Source organism: Paenibacillus sp. FSL R10-2796, from assembly GCF_037965315.1.
Classification (GTDB): Bacteria; Bacillota; Bacilli; order Paenibacillales; family Paenibacillaceae; genus Paenibacillus_AQ; species Paenibacillus_AQ odorifer.
The window spans coordinates 2,710,265-2,727,149 of sequence record NZ_CP150178.1 but is presented as its reverse complement, the minus strand read 5'-3'; the positions used below and the strand labels follow the sequence as shown (position 1 = coordinate 2,727,149).

Sequence of the window (16,885 nt, the reverse complement as noted above, 5' to 3'; positions counted from 1 at the left end):
GTAGCAATTTAGTTGTATGAAATACACTTAACTGGTCTGCACCCCTCTTTTCACAGGAATGTTCCTATTGCGCGCTCCTCCTTCCCCACTCTCGTAGTATACTTATTGGAATAAGATACAGATGTTGTATTTTCACTAAGGAGGTTTGTGATGGTAAATAGCTTTAAAAATGCCAAGGTGCAAGAACGAGTGTGGCAATCCTACCAACAGCTAGTTGATCAGTGGCCTATTCCTCTTGAAGAGCTCGATCTCCCAACCACATATGGGCTGACGCATTGTATCCTTACCGGGCAAAAGAGTAATCCCCCTTTATTTCTGTTTCATGGCGTTGGTGACAACTCGGCGGTCATGTGGCTCCTTAACATCGAGGAATTATCGCGGCATTTTTACTGCGTTGCTATTGATACTCTGGGCGGACCCGGAAAAAGTATTCCTAATGCGCACTTTAATAAACAAAAGTTTGAGCAGGTGGAATGGATTAATGAAATAGCCAAACATCTGAGCATAGACATCTTTAATATTGCAGGGGTGTCAAATGGCGCCTATATTGCTTTTAATTATGCAACCAAGCAACCGGACAAAGTGAACCGTGTGATTTGTTTGGAAGGCGGAATGGTCACCACACCCATCAAAGCCATGCTGCAAACGCTAATGATGATGTTCCCAGAGATTCTGATTCCCACGGATCGCAATTTACTGAAAGTGCTGAAGAAGTTAAGTGCGCCTGACTCCCCTTTATTTGACAATCACCCAGAAGTAGCTGCTCATCTAATTCTTTTAATGCGAGCTCATAATCAGCAAGCTATGTTTGTTCATAAGCTTCAAAAATATGATAAAAACGCCGCAGTTGCCGTCAGAGATAAGCTTTATTTTTTAGTAGGAGAACACGCGTTAAAACAATCAAAGGATTTCATAGATATTTTAGAGGATGGAAAGTTTCATTACCAAGTGATTCCCCGTGCGGGACACGGCATTAATCATGAGCAACCGGATAGAGTCAACACTGAAATCATCAATTTCCTGACCCGCGATAATGATAAATCACTTGCATCCTTATGAAAGCGTTACTATTATGAAGGTTATTACTCATACTTACTCTATTAAAGGAGAGGTTACTCATCAGATACGGAACTCTGGCCCACACATTTGGCTGCTTGCCGCTCAAGTCGTTAACTGCAACCCTTCAGAATTATGATATCGATTTTGTTCAGCTTGCATTATCCAAAGCCATTCAGGACATCGACACTTCTACCGGTAAACTAAGTCCAGGTCTTGCCAGCTATATTGGCGAACAATTTGACAAAGCAGGAATACGTATCGGTGTTTTGGGCTGTTACATCAACCCTGTTCATCCGGATCCTGTCATCCGGAGAGCTGAGATCAATCGTTTTAAAGAGCATCTTCGTTATGCCCGCCAATTCGGCGCACCTATGGTGGCAACAGAAACAGGTGCGCTGACTACTTTTCAAGCACAAGATCCGATCCATTACGAAGCTATCGGCTGGGATACGTTAAGGGCAACTGTAGAAGAACTTGCAGAGGAAGCTGAAAAATGGGGCGTTTTTCTAGGACTAGAAGGGGTCTGCACACATACACTTTCTACACCAGACAAGATGCGCCGCATCTTAGATGAAGTCCCATCAAGCTGTATAGGTGTTGTATTGGACCCTTGTAATTTTATTGGCACGGCTGCGCATTTGCAGGATCAAATTGTCGATGATTCCTTCAGATTATTCGGCGACCGTATCATTCTGGCGCATTTAAAAGATATCTATCAAGATGGTGAAAAAGCATACCACGGAAAAGCAGGCAGCGGAGTATTCCATACCGAGGCTTTCCTGCGCAAACTCCAAGAATATAAGCCAATGATCGATGTGTCATTAGAAGATATCAAGGATCTGGAGGTTAATGAAACCGTTGCTTTACTGAAGAAGCTTGCACCTATAACACAATAAAAACCCATTTCTGAGGATAGGTGTTAGCAGCAGCTGCGCATCTATCCCCAGCTTTATCTATGCTCAAAAATAATGCTTCCAGTTATTGAGCAGATGATCATCCTCTTTCTGCAGCAATTTAGAGGCATATACGATTTGACCTGTATGATAGGAATAATGCTCTGCCGCTCCGATCATAATCTTTTGAATACTCCAAGTATAATTCTCCATTCCAGCCCCCTCAGGGAAACTAATGGTGACCTCCCGTTCTAGATCAGCCTTCGTCAAATTGCCCACCACCGAACGGCTTTCTTCCCTGACCTTTAGCATATACTGCAATAATTCCTGTGATGAATAACCGCCTCTGGTCAAAAATTCATTAGGTCTATCTCTTTCTATTAGCTTATTGCCGATTCCGCTGACCAGATGCTGATATTCGCTGCCCGCAATATGCAGGCATAGGTTACCAATGGCATTCATTTTTGACTTTGGACGAAACCAGATCTCTTCGGTCGTTAGCTTATTTACAGCTTGCTCCACATACCCCAAGGATTGATCGAGCCTTCTCATACATTCGATAATGATTTCACTCATACTAACCCCTCTTCCTTCTCCTTTTGTTTATAAGCTTGATAAATGGTACTTTTCTATAGGAGCTGAATAAAATAAAAAAAGGAACGATTGAATCATATTGTTTCACCATTATAGCTCTAACTTGGAAGGGACGGGATTATCAATGCGATTCACATTCCCTATTCTGACCTTATCTCATGGCGGAGCACAACGTATGCTAGTAGAGCTCACCAATGGGCTGACAGACTTGGGTCATCAGGTCAATCTCCTTTTGCCTGTGGATGGCGCTATTTCTTATGATGTGCGCGCAAACGTAATCCGCTCCTCACATATGAATATTCACGAGCATGACTTTCCTCCCGGAGACGTCATTGTTTCTAATTATTTTACAACTGTCCCCATCGCCCAAGCAGCAAGCCAACAAGGAAAAGGGGTTCATGTACGTTTATCTTTATGTTATGAGCCACCTTTTTTACCGGATAACGGACGCTCCTTCCCCTCCTATCACATCACTGAGCATCTAATCGTTTTATCACGTTGGCAGCAGGAGCTGATCCGTTTAAATCATGGCATCACCGGCAGTATCGTGCCCATTGGCATTAGCTCCTCTTTTAAAAATATGAATATCCGTCACAGTCTTCAAGAGCCTTTAAACATAACAGCTATATTAAGAAAAACAGAACGAGGTTTCTCCTGGCACCGTGAGCAAGATTATCTTATAGAACAGCTGGATTACGTAAAAAGCCAATATCCCGATGTAAATATTAACTTCATCAGTCCGCCTGACGAGTTCAACACCTCAGAAATTCTCCAAAGAATGAAAGCTACTGGCAAATATCGGTTCTTTACGCCAGCAAATGATGAGGAGCTCTGCTATCACTATAACGGTGCGGATATTTTTGTTAGCTCAAGTATTTTTGATACAGGCTCTTTACCGGGACTTGAGGCCATGCGTTGTGGAGCAGCGTTAGTCTGTGTATATTCGGGCGGGAATATGGAATACGCCCATCACAAAAAAAACTGTTTGCTCTCTTATCGATATGAGAACCGGCTCGGTGAAGATGTCATTCGCTTAATACGTGATCCCAACTTAAGAACTAAATTAGCGGAGCAGGGGGAAAGATATTCGCGCAAATGGACTTGGGAAAATAGTGTCAGATTATTTGAACAAGCGATCACAGATTTATTATAAAAATATAAAAAAGCAAGTCTCCGATGGCTGAGATTTGCTTTTTTATTGATCCAAAAGAATCATTGACTAGAGAAATAATACAAGATATTATGTAAGCGTTATCAATTGCAAAATAATGAAACACTTTAGGAAAATATAAACTAAAAGGAGAAGGAATATGGCGAAAAAAGGTGGGCAAGGTTATCGGTTGTTATTGTTGTCTTTTTTAATGCTTTTTACAACTGTTTTCTCAGCAGGATCGCAAGCTTATGCAGCAACCTGGAATCTGACTGGAGATACCAACGTACACGACCCTTCATATATCAAAGAGGGAAACACACATTGGGTATTCAGCACGGGATCAGGTCTCCAAGTGATGTTTTCAAACGATGGAACGAACTATATTCGCTCCCTTCCGATTTATAACTCGAAACCCTCCTGGTGGAGCTCTTACGTTCCCAATCAAGAAGGGCTAGATGTATGGGCTCCAGAAATTTTCTACTATAACGGTACCTATTACCTCTATTATTCTATCTCCACATTCGGCTCAAGAGTGTCTGCTATTGGTTTAGTAACTACTAAATCGATCTCCGGGGGAAAATGGACGGACCAAGGTGTCGTTATCTCATCAAATGACGCCTCCAATTATAACGCCATTGATCCTAACATTACGGCAGATGCTAACGGAAACCTATGGATGACCTTCGGTTCCTGGAGCAACGGGATTTACATTACCTCCATCAACAAAACAACCATGAAGCCAACGGGCAACTCCTATCGCATTGCCACTAAATCCGGAGGGATTGAAGGCTCCAGCATGGTTTACAATCCAAATACCGGATATTATTATCTATTCGTATCCATTGGCCAATGCTGCTCAGGCGTAAACAGCACCTATAAAATTGCAGTGGGACGCTCAACCAGCGTACTGGGGCCTTTCTATGCAAAGGACGGTACTGATATGAAAAATGGCGGGGCTACGGTCATCGATAGCGGCAACAGTTTTTGGGCGGGTCCTGGTGGACAGGATATATACGGAACCAACGTTATCGTCCGCCATGCTTACAGTGTCGCCGAGAATGGTGCACCCAAATTGTTAATCAGTGATCTCGAATGGGATTCAGCTGGCTGGCCTTACTATAATTAACGTCTAATCGAGGAGTTGCCCCTAAGCCCTATTCTGTGATTTATGGGGCAGCTTCTTTTTACTGCTAAACCTTCTACTCTCTCTTTCGATAAATACCTGGCGAGACACCATAACGCTCCCGAAACACCCTGTGAAAATAGGTATAACTTCCAAACCCCGTCTCCTCTGCTATACGCTCTAAGGTGTAATTGGTATTGTCCATTAATCTCAGTGCCATCGCAAGCCGGATTTGCCCCGCATATTGCATAATAGAATAACCGAATTGGATTTTGAATACATGCACGGCCCTTGTCACACTAATTCCAGCATGAGCGGCTACGTCCTTTAGTCTGATCTCTGAAGTAGCATGCTCCTCCACATAACTCTTCATCTTAAGTCCGTGTAGAAGTGAAGCCGAAGATGATGCAGGTGCCTCTTCCATAGCCCGATCTAACAGCAAACATAAAGCTTTAAATAGCGCTTCTAGTATTTCAGGGCTACCCCCGTCTAGTCTTCTATTCTCCAGATCAAGCTGTTGCCATATACTTTGCAGCTTACCATCATCCGCAATTCTTACCTTTTTGGGTCGCTCACGCAGGTTCCACCAGTGGTCCACCCATTCCCCTGTACACATTACAAAATAGTCCACACTATGTCCCAGAGGACTTTTCTTTTCACCGATTCTCAGATCATATATATCATAGGGCTTAAATAATAGTAGATCCCCAGGTACTACGGTAGTCATTTCTCCATCAATGAGGACTTCACATTCCCCTTCGGCTTGCAGCCTGATGATATAGGTATCCAACCCACTGCGATATAGTTGCCGAAAAGGCTGAGTATGGCGGATAAATCCACACAAACTAATTTGAACGCTGTTTGTTTCCATCGCATTTGCTCCTCTTTCTATAGTAATCAATGACCAGATTGTTGAGGTTCTTAGCCATATAGTTTCTTCAAAGTGCAGTGAATCTCCTTCTATAATAAAGACAGAATTCATATGTAGGAGGTTATCAACCATTATGAGTAAAACTATTCGCGTCATTCAAACCGCTAAAGAAACCACGGATCGTTTAACAGAAAAGGACCCTCTGATTTTCCTTCCCGATACGTCAGGAGTCGAATCAGAGCTAATCAATATCTATGATGATCTGGAGTATCAAGAAATTGAAGGCTTTGGTGGAGCCCTTACGGAGTCCTCTGCCGTTACTATCGCTAAACTTAGTGAAGCTAAACAAAAAGAAATCATTGACGCTTATTTTCATCCTGAGCACGGCATCGGATACACCCTTTGCCGCTCACACATCCAAAGCTGCGACTTCTCACTGGGCAACTATGCTTATGTAGAGGAAGGCGATGCGGAGCTACGTTCATTCGATATTTCCAGAGATCACGAATCAATTATCCCCCTCATAAAAAATGCTGCCGCAGCAGTAGGTGAAGATTTTCGTCTGTTCTCTTCCCCATGGAGTCCTCCAGCGTTCATGAAGACAAACGGGCAAATGAACGGAGGCGGAGCTCTTAAGCCTGAATATCGTGAGGCTTGGGCTAACATGTTCGTTAAATATATTGAGGCGTACGCTGCAGAAGGGATTGATATCTGGGCTGTCAGTGTTCAGAATGAAGCCAAAGCTGTACAAAGATGGGATTCCTGCCTGTATACCGCTGAAGAAGAAAAGGATTTTGTGCGTGACTACTTGGGACCTGCTCTGGAACAAGCGGGCTTGGGCCATGTAAAAGTTATGATCTGGGATCATAACAAAGAACGGGTATATGACCGTGCTAAGGTTGCTTTTGAAGATCAAGCAGCGTCCAAATACATATGGGGAATCTGCTTCCATTGGTATTCCGGTGATCACTTCGAAGCCCTCTCTGCTGTACATGATCGTTTCCCAGATAAAAAGCTGTTCTTCAGCGAAGGCTGCCAAGAAGGTGGCGTTCATCTCGGCTCATGGAACACTGGTGAACGTTACGGACATGATATCATTGGCAATCTGAACAACTGGATGTCGAGCTGGACAGACTGGAACATTGTCTTGGATGAGCAAGGTGGACCTAATCATGTAGGAAATTACTGTGACGCTCCAATTATCGGAGATACCAAAAACGATGAAATTACTTTTGAGAGCTCTTTCTATTACATCGGGCACTTCAGTAAATATATTCGTCCGGGTGCTAAACGCATTGGTTTCTCCAAATATACAGATAAGCTTGAAACAACAGCTTTTCGCAACCCTGATGGCACTATTGCTGTTATCGTTATGAATCGCACAGAGCAAGAGCTTCCATTCACCCTGCGCCTCCATGACGAACTGGCTGAGAACATGATTCCGGCTCATGCCATTCAAACCCTGCTAATTAAGTAGCAGCGGTTCATTCCTAATAAAAAAGAGGTTCTCTTTATGCCAGCGCACAGAGAGAACCTCCTTTTTTATTAAATTCAATGAAATAGTGCTTAAAGTCTTGCCGACAGTATTTCGCATAACGCTCCATACAGTGTATGTTCAAGATCCAACGAGGCAAGAGAAGCCAGGGCTGCCATCGGCGTTACTGCTGCTTTGACTACATGGTAAATTTGTTCTTTCAATTGGAAAAGAATTTGCGCACGGTTCAGAAGGCTGAACACCTCATCATCTACCGAATTCACCGCAATCCGGGCATCTGTGAACGTTACCTCCAATGAATGCTCTACCGCTTGATCCGAAATCATGATCGTAAGCGTATGTGTAGCCTCATCATAGTCCATGTTTGCTTCGATTTCTGTGCCGCCAGCGAATACCTGTACCTTCGTATCAGCAAAACCAACAAAGGACAGCTTCCACGATCTCCGCTCAGGCACAACCTTTGTATTTCCCTTAGCAGAGAGGATCTTGAAGCTCGCTCTATCCCCCATTTCCAGGATCATTTCTGTATCACACCATTGATCGTCCTGATCCTCCGCAGTATCGCCCTCATCCTCCCAGAGATGAAAATGACCCCTTCCTCCCGCAAATACACGGACCTCCATATGCCTCGGATTATCCACTGAAGAGGTATATTGCGTCAGATCTGCCATAGGCACGATAGCACCTGCTTTAGCTAATACAGGGATATTCTCAAGATTGCGATAAAGAGAAAGCTTTCTGCCACCGTCGTACACTCTTCCGTTAAAAAAATCTATCCAAATCCCTTCAGGTAACCAAGCCTTAAATTCGGCAACGTCTACCTTTGGGTTGACCGGCTGTGTAATCGGACAGGCAATAAGTTCCGTTCCGAAATAATATTCATTGGGCACTTCATAGGCTTCATTCGACAACGCATGATGATAATACATCGGTCGGATTAACGGAAGACTATCGCGGCTGGCGTAGCGATTCATGGTGTACAGATAGGGAAGTAAACTATGCCGCAAGCGCAGGCAATCCTTCATCACATCTTCCGCAATCTTATTGAATCGCCATGGCTCCTTGCTGTTAAAGGCACTAGCAGAACTATGTAACCGCAGAATAGGTGAAAACACACCGAATTGCACCCAGCGCATTGCCAACTCATCGTCTAAATAACCATTCATATGGCCCCCGATATCATGGCTCCACCAACCATATCCCACGTTGGCGGCGTTGGCTGTGAAGTATGGCTGGAAATCCAGCGACTCCCAAGTGACAATGGTATCTCCAGAGAAGCCCACAGGATAACGATGGCTGCCAAGACCTGCATAACGGGAAAAAGTAATCTGCCGGTTGCCTCGCCGGCCGCTATCCAGATAGTGATAATGGTTCAGCATCCAAAGCGGATCTAGTCCCGGTACTTTAGTCACTCCACCCTGCTGCCAATCAATCCACCAGAAGTCCACACCTTCATCCTCTAGCGGATGATGCAGAAACTTAAAGTATGCCTGTAAAAAATCCGGGTCCGTAATATCAAATTCCACAGCATCCCCTTTTTCCGGGTCCATCCCCATCTCCGCAGCAATGGCCAGATAAGGATCTTCAAACGCCCGTACACCGTCTGCTGGATGTACGTTGAGCGTTACTCGAAGACCTTTTTCATGCAGCCATGCCAAAAATCTTTGAGGCTCCGGAAACAGTTCCCGGTTCCAGGTATAACCCGTCCAGCCACTGCCATACTGCGGATCAATATCGACGAGATGCCAATCCATATCTATAACAGCGACGGAGAACGGAATTCGCTCGAGCTCAAACCGCTCCATTAACGCTTTGTATTCTTCTTCTGAATATCGGTAATAACGGCTCCACCAGTTGCCAAGGGCATAACGTGGCAATAGGGGCGTACGACCGCAAAGGTGATAGAAATCCTTCAAGCAGTGCAAATAATCATGACCGTATCCAAAAAAATAAACATCGAGGCCAGCCAACGCCCGTAGCTCGACCCGTCCATCCTCTTCCAGTACTAGGGAGGTGCTATCATCAACTAACGTATACCCCGCACGTGAAAGTAGTCCGTACTCCAGCGGAATGGCACCATCTGCATTATCCAGTGTACGTGCTGTTCCTCCCAAATCTTGGACTGTATCTCCATAATTCCAGACACTCATTAGGTGACCCGCTTCGTTTCTCACCCGAACACTGAGACCATGCCGGGAGAAAGGCTGCTTGTCATAAGTTAAATGCAGGCGCTCCGTAATCAACTCAAGTTTATTCCCCAGATCCATTACGCGGAACTCTGGAACCGGGAAATTGCGATTCACAACGGTCTGCGACGCCCGATCTTCGAAAAAACCTTCCTCACTATATTCCATCCGGATAAGCTCCGGAGTTAAGACAGTGAACCGATAGCACTCCCCCTGAATAATCGCGTCAGCATTACTGCCTGGTTCAGAATGCAGCTTTAATTGGGCCGCCAAAGGGGTTGGCTCTTTCATTATATTTCCCATCAAGTAAAAACCTCATTTCTTGTTATTCAACGCCCATATAACGGCTGAAAGCATCTGTCCGAATTTTCACCATCTTTTCGAGGCCCATCCCCCGTAGCTGCTTCACATAGTCATCCCACTGCTCGTCAATATCACCTGAGATTATAAATTGAGCACGCATTGTATTGACGTAACTATCAATATCGGTGGTCAAGGTCGGCAGCTCCTGAAACTCTTCTGCAGTGTACATTACGTTGGGGAAAGGTGGTGTTGTGTAGTTACTTCCCAGCTTATCGAGTTGTAGCTTCAGTCCATCTCCGGTTTTAGGATTTAGAAAGATAGTCTTTTCAAAAGCTGGGCTTACATATTTCGGCCCAAAATCCCGGAGTGACTGTTCCCAATACCAAGCATCCGCACTGGTGCCGGTTGGAGGGTCCATCAATGTATACGTACCGTTGTCATTTTTCTTAATCACCGTTCCAATGGCACCCCAGAAATTCTGAATGCTGGCTTCATTGGTATAGAACTGATCCGCCCAGCGTGCTGCAATTTCTGGATACTTGCAGGATGTGGTGATCAACAGCTCGTTGCGTTCCAGATTCATCCCATACGGGTTCCCAACGGTGTAGCGCTTCCCGTCTGGTCCAGCAATTGGCGGAATGGTCACATATTGATCACTCCATTTGCCAAACATAGCGTCTGGCGTCCACTGATAAGAGAAGCCTACGATTGGAGCATCCGGATTTAGAAACTTTGCCGATCTCATCGTTTCGTCTTGAGTGAATACTTCTTTATCAAGTAATCCGTCTTTAAACAATTTGCTCTCCCATTTGAGCCCTTCTTTGTATTCCTCTGAAATCGGGTAATAAACCGCATTTCCGTCCTTGACCACCATGAAGTTATTATTCAAATCTGCAATTCCGAAGGGACTGATTAGATCATTACTTAATTCGATAAAAGGAATCTCATCCTGTTTTCCGTTTCCATTCGGATCTTGTTCTTTGAATGCTTTTAGCACGTTATAAAGATCGTCTATCGTATCCGGTACCTTCAAACCCAATTTGTCCAGCCAGGTTTTATTAATCACAGGCTGACGTGAGCTTTTAGGACGTGAGGGTAATCTTGCAGGCAGCGAGTAGATTTTCCCGTCAGGAAAGGTGCTGATTTTTTTCATTTCCGGTGTTTCTTCCATAGCTGCTTTGAGATTAGGCATGTTTTGCTCAATATAATCATCTAGCGGCCGAAATAAGCTTAAATTATTGACGATATCCGCATCTCCAAAGGTCTGACTCCCTAAAATGATATCTGGAAGTGTGCCGCTGGCCAGCATAATAGACTTCCGTTCACTCCAATCATTGGAGGACATCACCTGCCACTCGATTTTGACATTCGTGTTCTTCTCCAAATCCTTGAGCCATTGATTCTCGGTAAAAGAATCTCCCATGCTTACCCACCGGACAGTGAGTACTTTCAGCGTCACAGGCTTATCCACTATCGGCAATCCTTCTTTGTTAAATCCGCCCGGCTCAGGTTCAACAGAATTAACCCCATTGCTCCCTTTACAGGCAGTAAGGCTAGCAAGCAACGTTGTCACTAAAAGAATGACGGTGATTGTTCTATATATCCTGTTTTTTTGTTGCTTTTTCATAACGTTCTTGCTCCTTACGAATGAATGTTAGTAGAATAGCCGAATGTACTATTCCTTCACTGCGCCGATCATTACCCCTTGGTTAAAGTATTTTTGTACAAAGGGGTACACACACATAATCGGAACCGTTGCCACGATAATAACAGAATACCGCATCATATTGGCGAGTCGTAGTGCGATTTGCGCAGCTTCCCCGGTTCCCATCCCCGATTGCATCTGATTGGTGATCAGAATATTTCGCAGAATCAGCTGCAAGGGATACATATTAGGATTTTTCAAATAGATCAAGGCATTAAAATATGAATTCCAGTAACCAACGGCGATCCATAGACCCAGCACGGCAATAATCGCCTTCGATAGTGGCAAAACGATCTGTACAAAATATCGAAGATTTCCACAACCATCGATCTGTGCAGCTTCCCATAAATCTCCCGGAATACTCGACTGAAAAAAGGTGCGGGCAACGATAATGTTAAACACCCCAACGGAGAAAGGCAGTACCATCACCAGAAATGTGTCGTACAGATGGAAATCACGGATCGTTAGAAAAGTCGGAATTAACCCCCCATTAAAAAACATCGTAAAGATGAAAAACAGGGAAAGATATTTTCGCCCCACAAGATCCTTTCTGGACAACGCATAGGCCGCAGAAATATTTACAATTAAACCGATTGCCGTCCCTACCACCGTATACATGATGGTATTCCAGTAACCGATCCAAATATTTTCATGACGCAGCAGCTCTTTGTAACCATCGAAGGTGAACCCTTTAGGAAATAACCAAACCTGCCCCCCCGCCACCGCAGAAGGATCACTGAATGAAGCAATGACGATAAAATATAGCGGATAGATTAAGATAACTAGAAAAATTGCTGATATAACATACATCACTATTTCCATTATAGTATCCGAAGAACGATTCTTCTTTATTTTCCCCACATTCCCTTTAGTAACTGTCTCTAAACCTCCCATTTCAATGCTCCTCCCTTCTACCACAAGCTATTTTCGCTTAGTTTTTTAGAAATCTGATTGACCATGATCAATAAAATAAAATTAATAACGGTGTTAAACAGGTTGATCGCCGAGGAAAAGCTGTATTGACTGCTGAGCAAGCCAATTTTGTAGACATAAGTAGAAAGAATTTCGCTTGAAGTGATGTTCAAGTCATTTTGCATTAAGTACACTTTTTCAAACCCAACCCCAAGCAATCCACCGACCCGCAAAATAAGCAAGGTTATCGCTGTTGGCATCAGCATCGGAATATCGATATAACGAATTTTATGCATCCGGCTTGCTCCGTCTACGGTTGCCGCCTCGTACAAGCTAGGATCAACTGCGGAGAGCGCAGCGATAAAGATAATGCTGTCCCAGCCGACATGCTGCCACACATCTGACCAAACATACACACTGCTGAATAATCCAGCGGAGCCAATCAGATCAGGAGCCTCTTTTCCAAAAAGACTATATATATTGCCCAGCAGTCCGGTGCTAGGTGAGAACAAAATCATCATTAAACCCACCATTACTACTGTGGAGATAAAGTGCGGCATATAGGACACCGTCTGGAAAAAACGTCTGAACCGGTTAGGTCTCATCTGGTTAACCATCAGCGCCAGTATAATTGGAATCGGAAAGGTAATCAGACTGTACACACTGATGATCAATGTATTTTTAATCGTTGATGAAAATTGATAGGAATGAAAAAATTTCTCGAAGTACTTGAATCCAGCCCAAGGGCTGCCTCCAATTCCCAACGCCGGGCTATAATCCTTGAAAGCAATCAGCACCCCGTACATTGGCTTGTACGCGAATAATAACGTCAGAACTACAGCAGGAAAAAGCAATAGATAGAGACCCCAATTTTGTTTGATTTGTCCGAATTTCCGCCCGAAATGAAGTGGACTAGATTTCATGACATCCCCTCCTTTTTAAAATAGAGAATGCTACCCCACAGCTATCCTGCAGGGCAGCACCTTTTTCGAAAGACGAATAGGTTATTTCACGTTCATATAACGGCTGTAAGCATCCGTGCGAATCTTAACTAACTTTTCAAGTCCCATTTTATTAAGCTTGCTCACATAATCATCCCAGCCCTCGTCAATTCCGCCTTTGCTAATAAATTGCGCCCGCATAGTATTCACATAGCTGTCGATATCCGTAGTCAAGGTTGGCAGCTCCTCGAACTCCTCAGAAGTGTACATTACGTTAGGGAAAGGTGTGGTTACATATTCACTGCCCAGCTTATCCAGCTGCAGCTTCAGTCCATCTCCACTTTCAGGGTTCAGGACAATTTTCGATTCAAAGGATGGGCTCACATATTTCGGTCCAAAATCACGTAGCGATTGATCCCAATACCAAGCATCTGCGCTGGTTCCAGCTGGTGGATCCATCAACGTATAAGTGCTATCATCGTTTTTCTTAATAACCGTTCCAATCGCACCCCAGAAATTCTGAATGCTCGCTTCGTCAGTATAGAACTGATCTGCCCAACGTGCGGCAACCTCAGGATATTTGCAGGACGTGGTGATCAGCAGCTCATTACGGTTAAGATTCATCCCAATCGGATTCCCGATCGTATAACGTTTACCATCTGGTCCGGCAATCGGTGGAATCGTCACATATTGATCGCTCCATTTCCCAAACACGGCGTCTGGAGTCCATTGGTACGTAAAGCCTACGATTGGAGCATCCGGATTCTGGAACTTAGCCGATCTCATCGTATCGTCCTGAGTGAATACCTCTTTATCTAGCAAGCCTTCCGCATACAATTTATTTTCCCATTTGAGACCTTCTTTGAACTCCTCCGAAATAGGGAAATATATCGCTTTTCCGTCCTTGATGATCATATTATTGTTATTTAAATCGGCAATTCCGAAAGGACTGATCAAGTCATTACCAATTTCAATAAAAGGAATCTCATCTTGTTTTCCATTCCCATTCGGATCTTGTTCTTTAAAAGCTTTGAGCACGTTATAAAGCTCATCAATCGTTTCAGGCATCTTCAAGCCCAATTTGTCCAGCCAGGTCTTGTTAATCACAGGCTGACGTGAGCTTTTTGGACGTGCAGGAAGTCTTGTTGGCAGGGAGTAGATTTTCCCGTCAGGAAATGTGCTGATTTTTTTCATTTCTGGGGTTTCTTCCATAGCTGCTTTGAGATTAGGCATATTTTGCTCGATATAATCATCAAGCGGCCGGAAAAAGCTCAGATTATTTACGATATCGGCATCCCCAAAGGTTTGATCTCCCAAAACGATATCCGGAAGCGTGCCACTTGCCAGCATAATCGACTTCTGCTCACCCCAGTCATTGGAGGACATTACTTGCCAATCGATTTTGACATTCGTATTTTTCTCCAGATCCTTCAGCCATTGGTTTTGCGTAAAGGTGTCCCCCATACTCCCCCAACGGACAGTCAGCACTTTAAGTGTCACAGGCTCATTCACAATCGGCAGACCTTCTTTGTTATAGCTGCTCGTTTCATTTGTCGCTGCATTATTCCCGTTGTTACCGCCGCAGCCAGCAATTCCAACTACCATCGCAGCCGCCAGCAGACCCACAGTCCATTTCTTTGCAGTTTTTTTCTTACTGTGTTGACTCATCTCTTAATCCCCCATTTCAATTTATCAAAATGCATCTGAATAGCTTTATAATAACTTCTTATTTTTTCGTATTCCGGACACATTAAGACGGTTATCCAGACCTTTGAATTCGCTTACAAAAAATACAAAAGCTAAATGCTCTACTTGGGGAGATTTAATAACAGTATCCCGACTTCTGTATGTGCTATCCGGACTTTGAGGGAAATCACTAGCGAGTTCTTATGTTTTTTTCACGCAGAGGTTTTATAATGACTTTATGATCAAAAAAACAGCGAAACATAAAACCTACCCCATTCGCCATTATATAAAAGTCATGATGTTGGTTTCATTCACAGTCCTTATTCTGGATTTAGGAATCAGCATCGCTTCCATTTCCATCGTTAAGCAGCAGTCCACTCGAAATTTGCAGGATACTGCGGCGCTTTACATCAATCGTATTAATCATGATTTTGCCTACATTAATCACTATATGGGCTGGACGCTTGGGAACGATGAGAGCTTACTAACGATGAATACTTACGGGGTCAACAGTATCGAGTTCTTAAAAGCAAATGATAATCTGTTCAAACGCTTTACCGAGCTGCAAAAAAACTACGGGCATGAGTATAACTTCTTCTACTACTTGAAAAATGAGACCTATTTTTTGAATTGTGCACCGATCAGCGTAACCTATACGGATTACAGGGAGCTGAAAAAGAAGATTATTTCTTATATTGATGATAAGGAGATGTATGAGAAGTTTTATTCCAAATGGACGCCTATTCTTGTGAACAACCATTATTATGTAATTAATATCGTGCCCTATTACAATCGCTATTTAATTGGACTGATCTCCGCAGATAATCTGATCCGGCCGCTACGCCAAATTAATCTTGGCGCCAATGGTTATGTTTCTCTAGTAGATGAGAATGAACAGCCTTTAACCAGTCCGATCTCCAATAGCGGAACGTTAATAACGGAAAATGGGGGATTCGCTAATCTTTTGCAATCGCGTACAACCATCAACAGCGCATTCTCAGACACCACCTTCAGCACCAAAATGGTCATTAAATATGGCATATTCGAAAAAATCATGATTGCCCAGCTGCTTATTATGTTATTGTTCTTCATTGTGACCTCCACGTTATGCATTGTTCTGCTCTTTTTCAAAAAAAGAGTGTTAGGTCCGATTCAAAGCTTCTCCGATAACCTTGCTTTCATTAATGAGTCTGGGCAACCCGCAGATTTCAAAAGCAGTGAGATTATAGAGCTGGAACAAGCAAACACTCAGTTTAAAGGCTTGGTTGAACAAATCAAAACCTTTAAAATCGCTATGTACGAGCAGGAACTGGAGAAACAAAGAATACAGCTGGACTATATGAAGCTACAGATTAAACCACACTTTTTCTTAAACTGTCTGACTAGCATCTATAGCATGGCGCAAATTCATATGTATAAAGAAATTGAAAATATGACGTTGTCTACCTCTAAGTATTTCCGTTACATTTTTCAGAATGGCGAGAATTTTGTCCGGTTAGAGGATGAAATCGAGCATGTCCGAACCTACTTGGAGATTCAAAAGCAACGTTATCAGGACGCATTTATTTATTACATCGAACAAGAGGAACAGGCAGGCAGTGTGGAAATTCCACCGTTAGTGCTGCAAACCTTTATCGAAAATTCAATTAAATATGCGATTTCACGCGAACATGAAGCCGAGATCAGACTTACAGTACAACGATTACAGATGGAGCAGGAAGAAGAAATGCTCGTTATCCAGCTCACCGATACCGGTCCCGGTTTTCCACCTCAGGTGTTAGAGAAACTTAATCTTGGAGAGCCCTTGGATCAAAGTAAAGGTACGCAAATCGGCATTATGAATACGCTTAAAAGACTAGAGTACCTATATTTAAAAAGAGCAACCGTCACCTTCTCCAATTTGGAGGGCGGCGGCGCTAGTGTAATCTTATATCTTCCGAAACTTCCTGATAAATCTAAATGAA

13 protein-coding genes are annotated in these 16,885 nt (G+C 43.6%); 6 read left to right on the top strand and 7 right to left on the bottom strand.

From position 1 onward, the window contains the following. Positions 1-150 precede the first annotated feature (150 nt). Positions 151-1,059 carry an alpha/beta hydrolase gene (locus NST58_RS12050; protein WP_076130358.1) on the top strand — a complete coding sequence of 303 codons (909 nt, stop codon included), beginning with the start codon at positions 151-153 and terminating at the stop codon, positions 1,057-1,059. A 95-nt stretch (positions 1,060-1,154) separates the two neighbouring features. Beyond that, positions 1,155-1,955, top strand: a complete 801-nt coding sequence (locus NST58_RS12045; RefSeq protein ID WP_256716679.1) for a sugar phosphate isomerase/epimerase family protein — start codon at positions 1,155-1,157, stop codon at positions 1,953-1,955. Between the two features lie 63 nt (positions 1,956-2,018). On the opposite strand, the gene NST58_RS12040 is transcribed toward NST58_RS12045, so the two are convergent. Next, the gene (locus NST58_RS12040; RefSeq protein ID WP_339247936.1) at positions 2,019-2,528 is read right to left on the bottom strand and encodes a DinB family protein; all 510 of its coding nucleotides are present in this window, start codon (positions 2,526-2,528) and stop codon (positions 2,019-2,021) included. 142 nt (positions 2,529-2,670) lie between these two features. Here NST58_RS12040 and NST58_RS12035 point away from each other — a divergent pair, with 142 nt between their 5' ends. Then, positions 2,671-3,699, top strand: coding sequence for a glycosyltransferase family 4 protein (locus tag NST58_RS12035; protein WP_076280900.1), 1,029 nt, complete (start codon positions 2,671-2,673; stop codon positions 3,697-3,699). Positions 3,700-3,856: 157 nt separating this feature from the next. Then, positions 3,857-4,825 (top strand): glycoside hydrolase family 43 protein, encoded by a 969-nt coding sequence (locus NST58_RS12030; RefSeq protein ID WP_339247933.1) that lies wholly within the window; start codon positions 3,857-3,859, stop codon positions 4,823-4,825. A 73-nt stretch (positions 4,826-4,898) separates the two neighbouring features. Here NST58_RS12030 and NST58_RS12025 read toward each other — a convergent pair whose 3' ends face one another. Further along, positions 4,899-5,693: an AraC family transcriptional regulator gene (locus NST58_RS12025; protein WP_076130362.1), complete on the bottom strand. Its 795-nt coding sequence runs from the start codon at positions 5,691-5,693 to the stop codon at positions 4,899-4,901. A 133-nt stretch (positions 5,694-5,826) separates the two neighbouring features. On the opposite strand from NST58_RS12025, the gene NST58_RS12020 reads away from it, so the two are divergent. After that, a complete protein-coding gene (locus NST58_RS12020; protein WP_339247930.1) occupies positions 5,827-7,170 on the top strand; it encodes a glycoside hydrolase family 30 protein in 1,344 nt (447 codons plus the stop codon). 89 nt (positions 7,171-7,259) lie between these two features. Here the strand turns inward: NST58_RS12020 and NST58_RS12015 are convergent, their stop codons facing one another. The 5 genes from NST58_RS12015 to NST58_RS11995 form a co-directional block, all read right to left on the bottom strand. Next, positions 7,260-9,677 carry a TIM-barrel domain-containing protein gene (locus NST58_RS12015; protein ID WP_339247927.1) on the bottom strand — a complete coding sequence of 806 codons (2,418 nt, stop codon included), beginning with the start codon at positions 9,675-9,677 and terminating at the stop codon, positions 7,260-7,262. 22 nt (positions 9,678-9,699) lie between these two features. Continuing rightward, the gene (locus tag NST58_RS12010) at positions 9,700-11,304 is read right to left on the bottom strand and encodes an extracellular solute-binding protein (RefSeq protein WP_339190559.1); all 1,605 of its coding nucleotides are present in this window, start codon (positions 11,302-11,304) and stop codon (positions 9,700-9,702) included. A gap of 48 nt (positions 11,305-11,352) precedes the next feature. Beyond that, entirely contained in the window at positions 11,353-12,276 is a 924-nt protein-coding gene (locus NST58_RS12005) for a carbohydrate ABC transporter permease (RefSeq protein ID WP_076130365.1), read from the bottom strand. Positions 12,277-12,293: 17 nt separating this feature from the next. Further along, the gene (locus NST58_RS12000) at positions 12,294-13,217 is read right to left on the bottom strand and encodes an ABC transporter permease subunit (protein ID WP_076130366.1); all 924 of its coding nucleotides are present in this window, start codon (positions 13,215-13,217) and stop codon (positions 12,294-12,296) included. Positions 13,218-13,298: 81 nt separating this feature from the next. Next, positions 13,299-14,903 carry an extracellular solute-binding protein gene (locus tag NST58_RS11995; RefSeq protein ID WP_076280335.1) on the bottom strand — a complete coding sequence of 535 codons (1,605 nt, stop codon included), beginning with the start codon at positions 14,901-14,903 and terminating at the stop codon, positions 13,299-13,301. Between the two features lie 256 nt (positions 14,904-15,159). Here NST58_RS11995 and NST58_RS11990 point away from each other — a divergent pair, with 256 nt between their 5' ends. After that, the gene (locus NST58_RS11990; RefSeq protein ID WP_076280336.1) at positions 15,160-16,884 is read left to right on the top strand and encodes a sensor histidine kinase; all 1,725 of its coding nucleotides are present in this window, start codon (positions 15,160-15,162) and stop codon (positions 16,882-16,884) included. Position 16,885: the final 1 nt, after the last annotated feature.

What these genes read in the sequence shown, in the direction of transcription:
- NST58_RS12050 (WP_076130358.1), top strand. Translation starts at nt 151, where the DNA reads ATGGTAAATAGCTTTAAAAATGCCAAGGTGCAAGAACGAGTGTGGCAA.
- NST58_RS12040 (WP_339247936.1), bottom strand. Translation starts at nt 2,528, where the DNA reads ATGAGTGAAATCATTATCGAATGTATGAGAAGGCTCGATCAATCCTTG.
- NST58_RS12035 (WP_076280900.1), top strand. Translation starts at nt 2,671, where the DNA reads ATGCGATTCACATTCCCTATTCTGACCTTATCTCATGGCGGAGCACAA.
- NST58_RS12030 (WP_339247933.1), top strand. Translation starts at nt 3,857, where the DNA reads ATGGCGAAAAAAGGTGGGCAAGGTTATCGGTTGTTATTGTTGTCTTTT.
- NST58_RS12025 (WP_076130362.1), bottom strand. Translation starts at nt 5,693, where the DNA reads ATGGAAACAAACAGCGTTCAAATTAGTTTGTGTGGATTTATCCGCCAT.
- NST58_RS12020 (WP_339247930.1), top strand. Translation starts at nt 5,827, where the DNA reads ATGAGTAAAACTATTCGCGTCATTCAAACCGCTAAAGAAACCACGGAT.
- NST58_RS12015 (WP_339247927.1), bottom strand. Translation starts at nt 9,677, where the DNA reads ATGGGAAATATAATGAAAGAGCCAACCCCTTTGGCGGCCCAATTAAAG.
- NST58_RS12010 (WP_339190559.1), bottom strand. Translation starts at nt 11,304, where the DNA reads ATGAAAAAGCAACAAAAAAACAGGATATATAGAACAATCACCGTCATT.
- NST58_RS12005 (WP_076130365.1), bottom strand. Translation starts at nt 12,276, where the DNA reads ATGGGAGGTTTAGAGACAGTTACTAAAGGGAATGTGGGGAAAATAAAG.
- NST58_RS12000 (WP_076130366.1), bottom strand. Translation starts at nt 13,217, where the DNA reads ATGAAATCTAGTCCACTTCATTTCGGGCGGAAATTCGGACAAATCAAA.
- NST58_RS11995 (WP_076280335.1), bottom strand. Translation starts at nt 14,903, where the DNA reads ATGAGTCAACACAGTAAGAAAAAAACTGCAAAGAAATGGACTGTGGGT.
- NST58_RS11990 (WP_076280336.1), top strand. Translation starts at nt 15,160, where the DNA reads ATGATCAAAAAAACAGCGAAACATAAAACCTACCCCATTCGCCATTAT.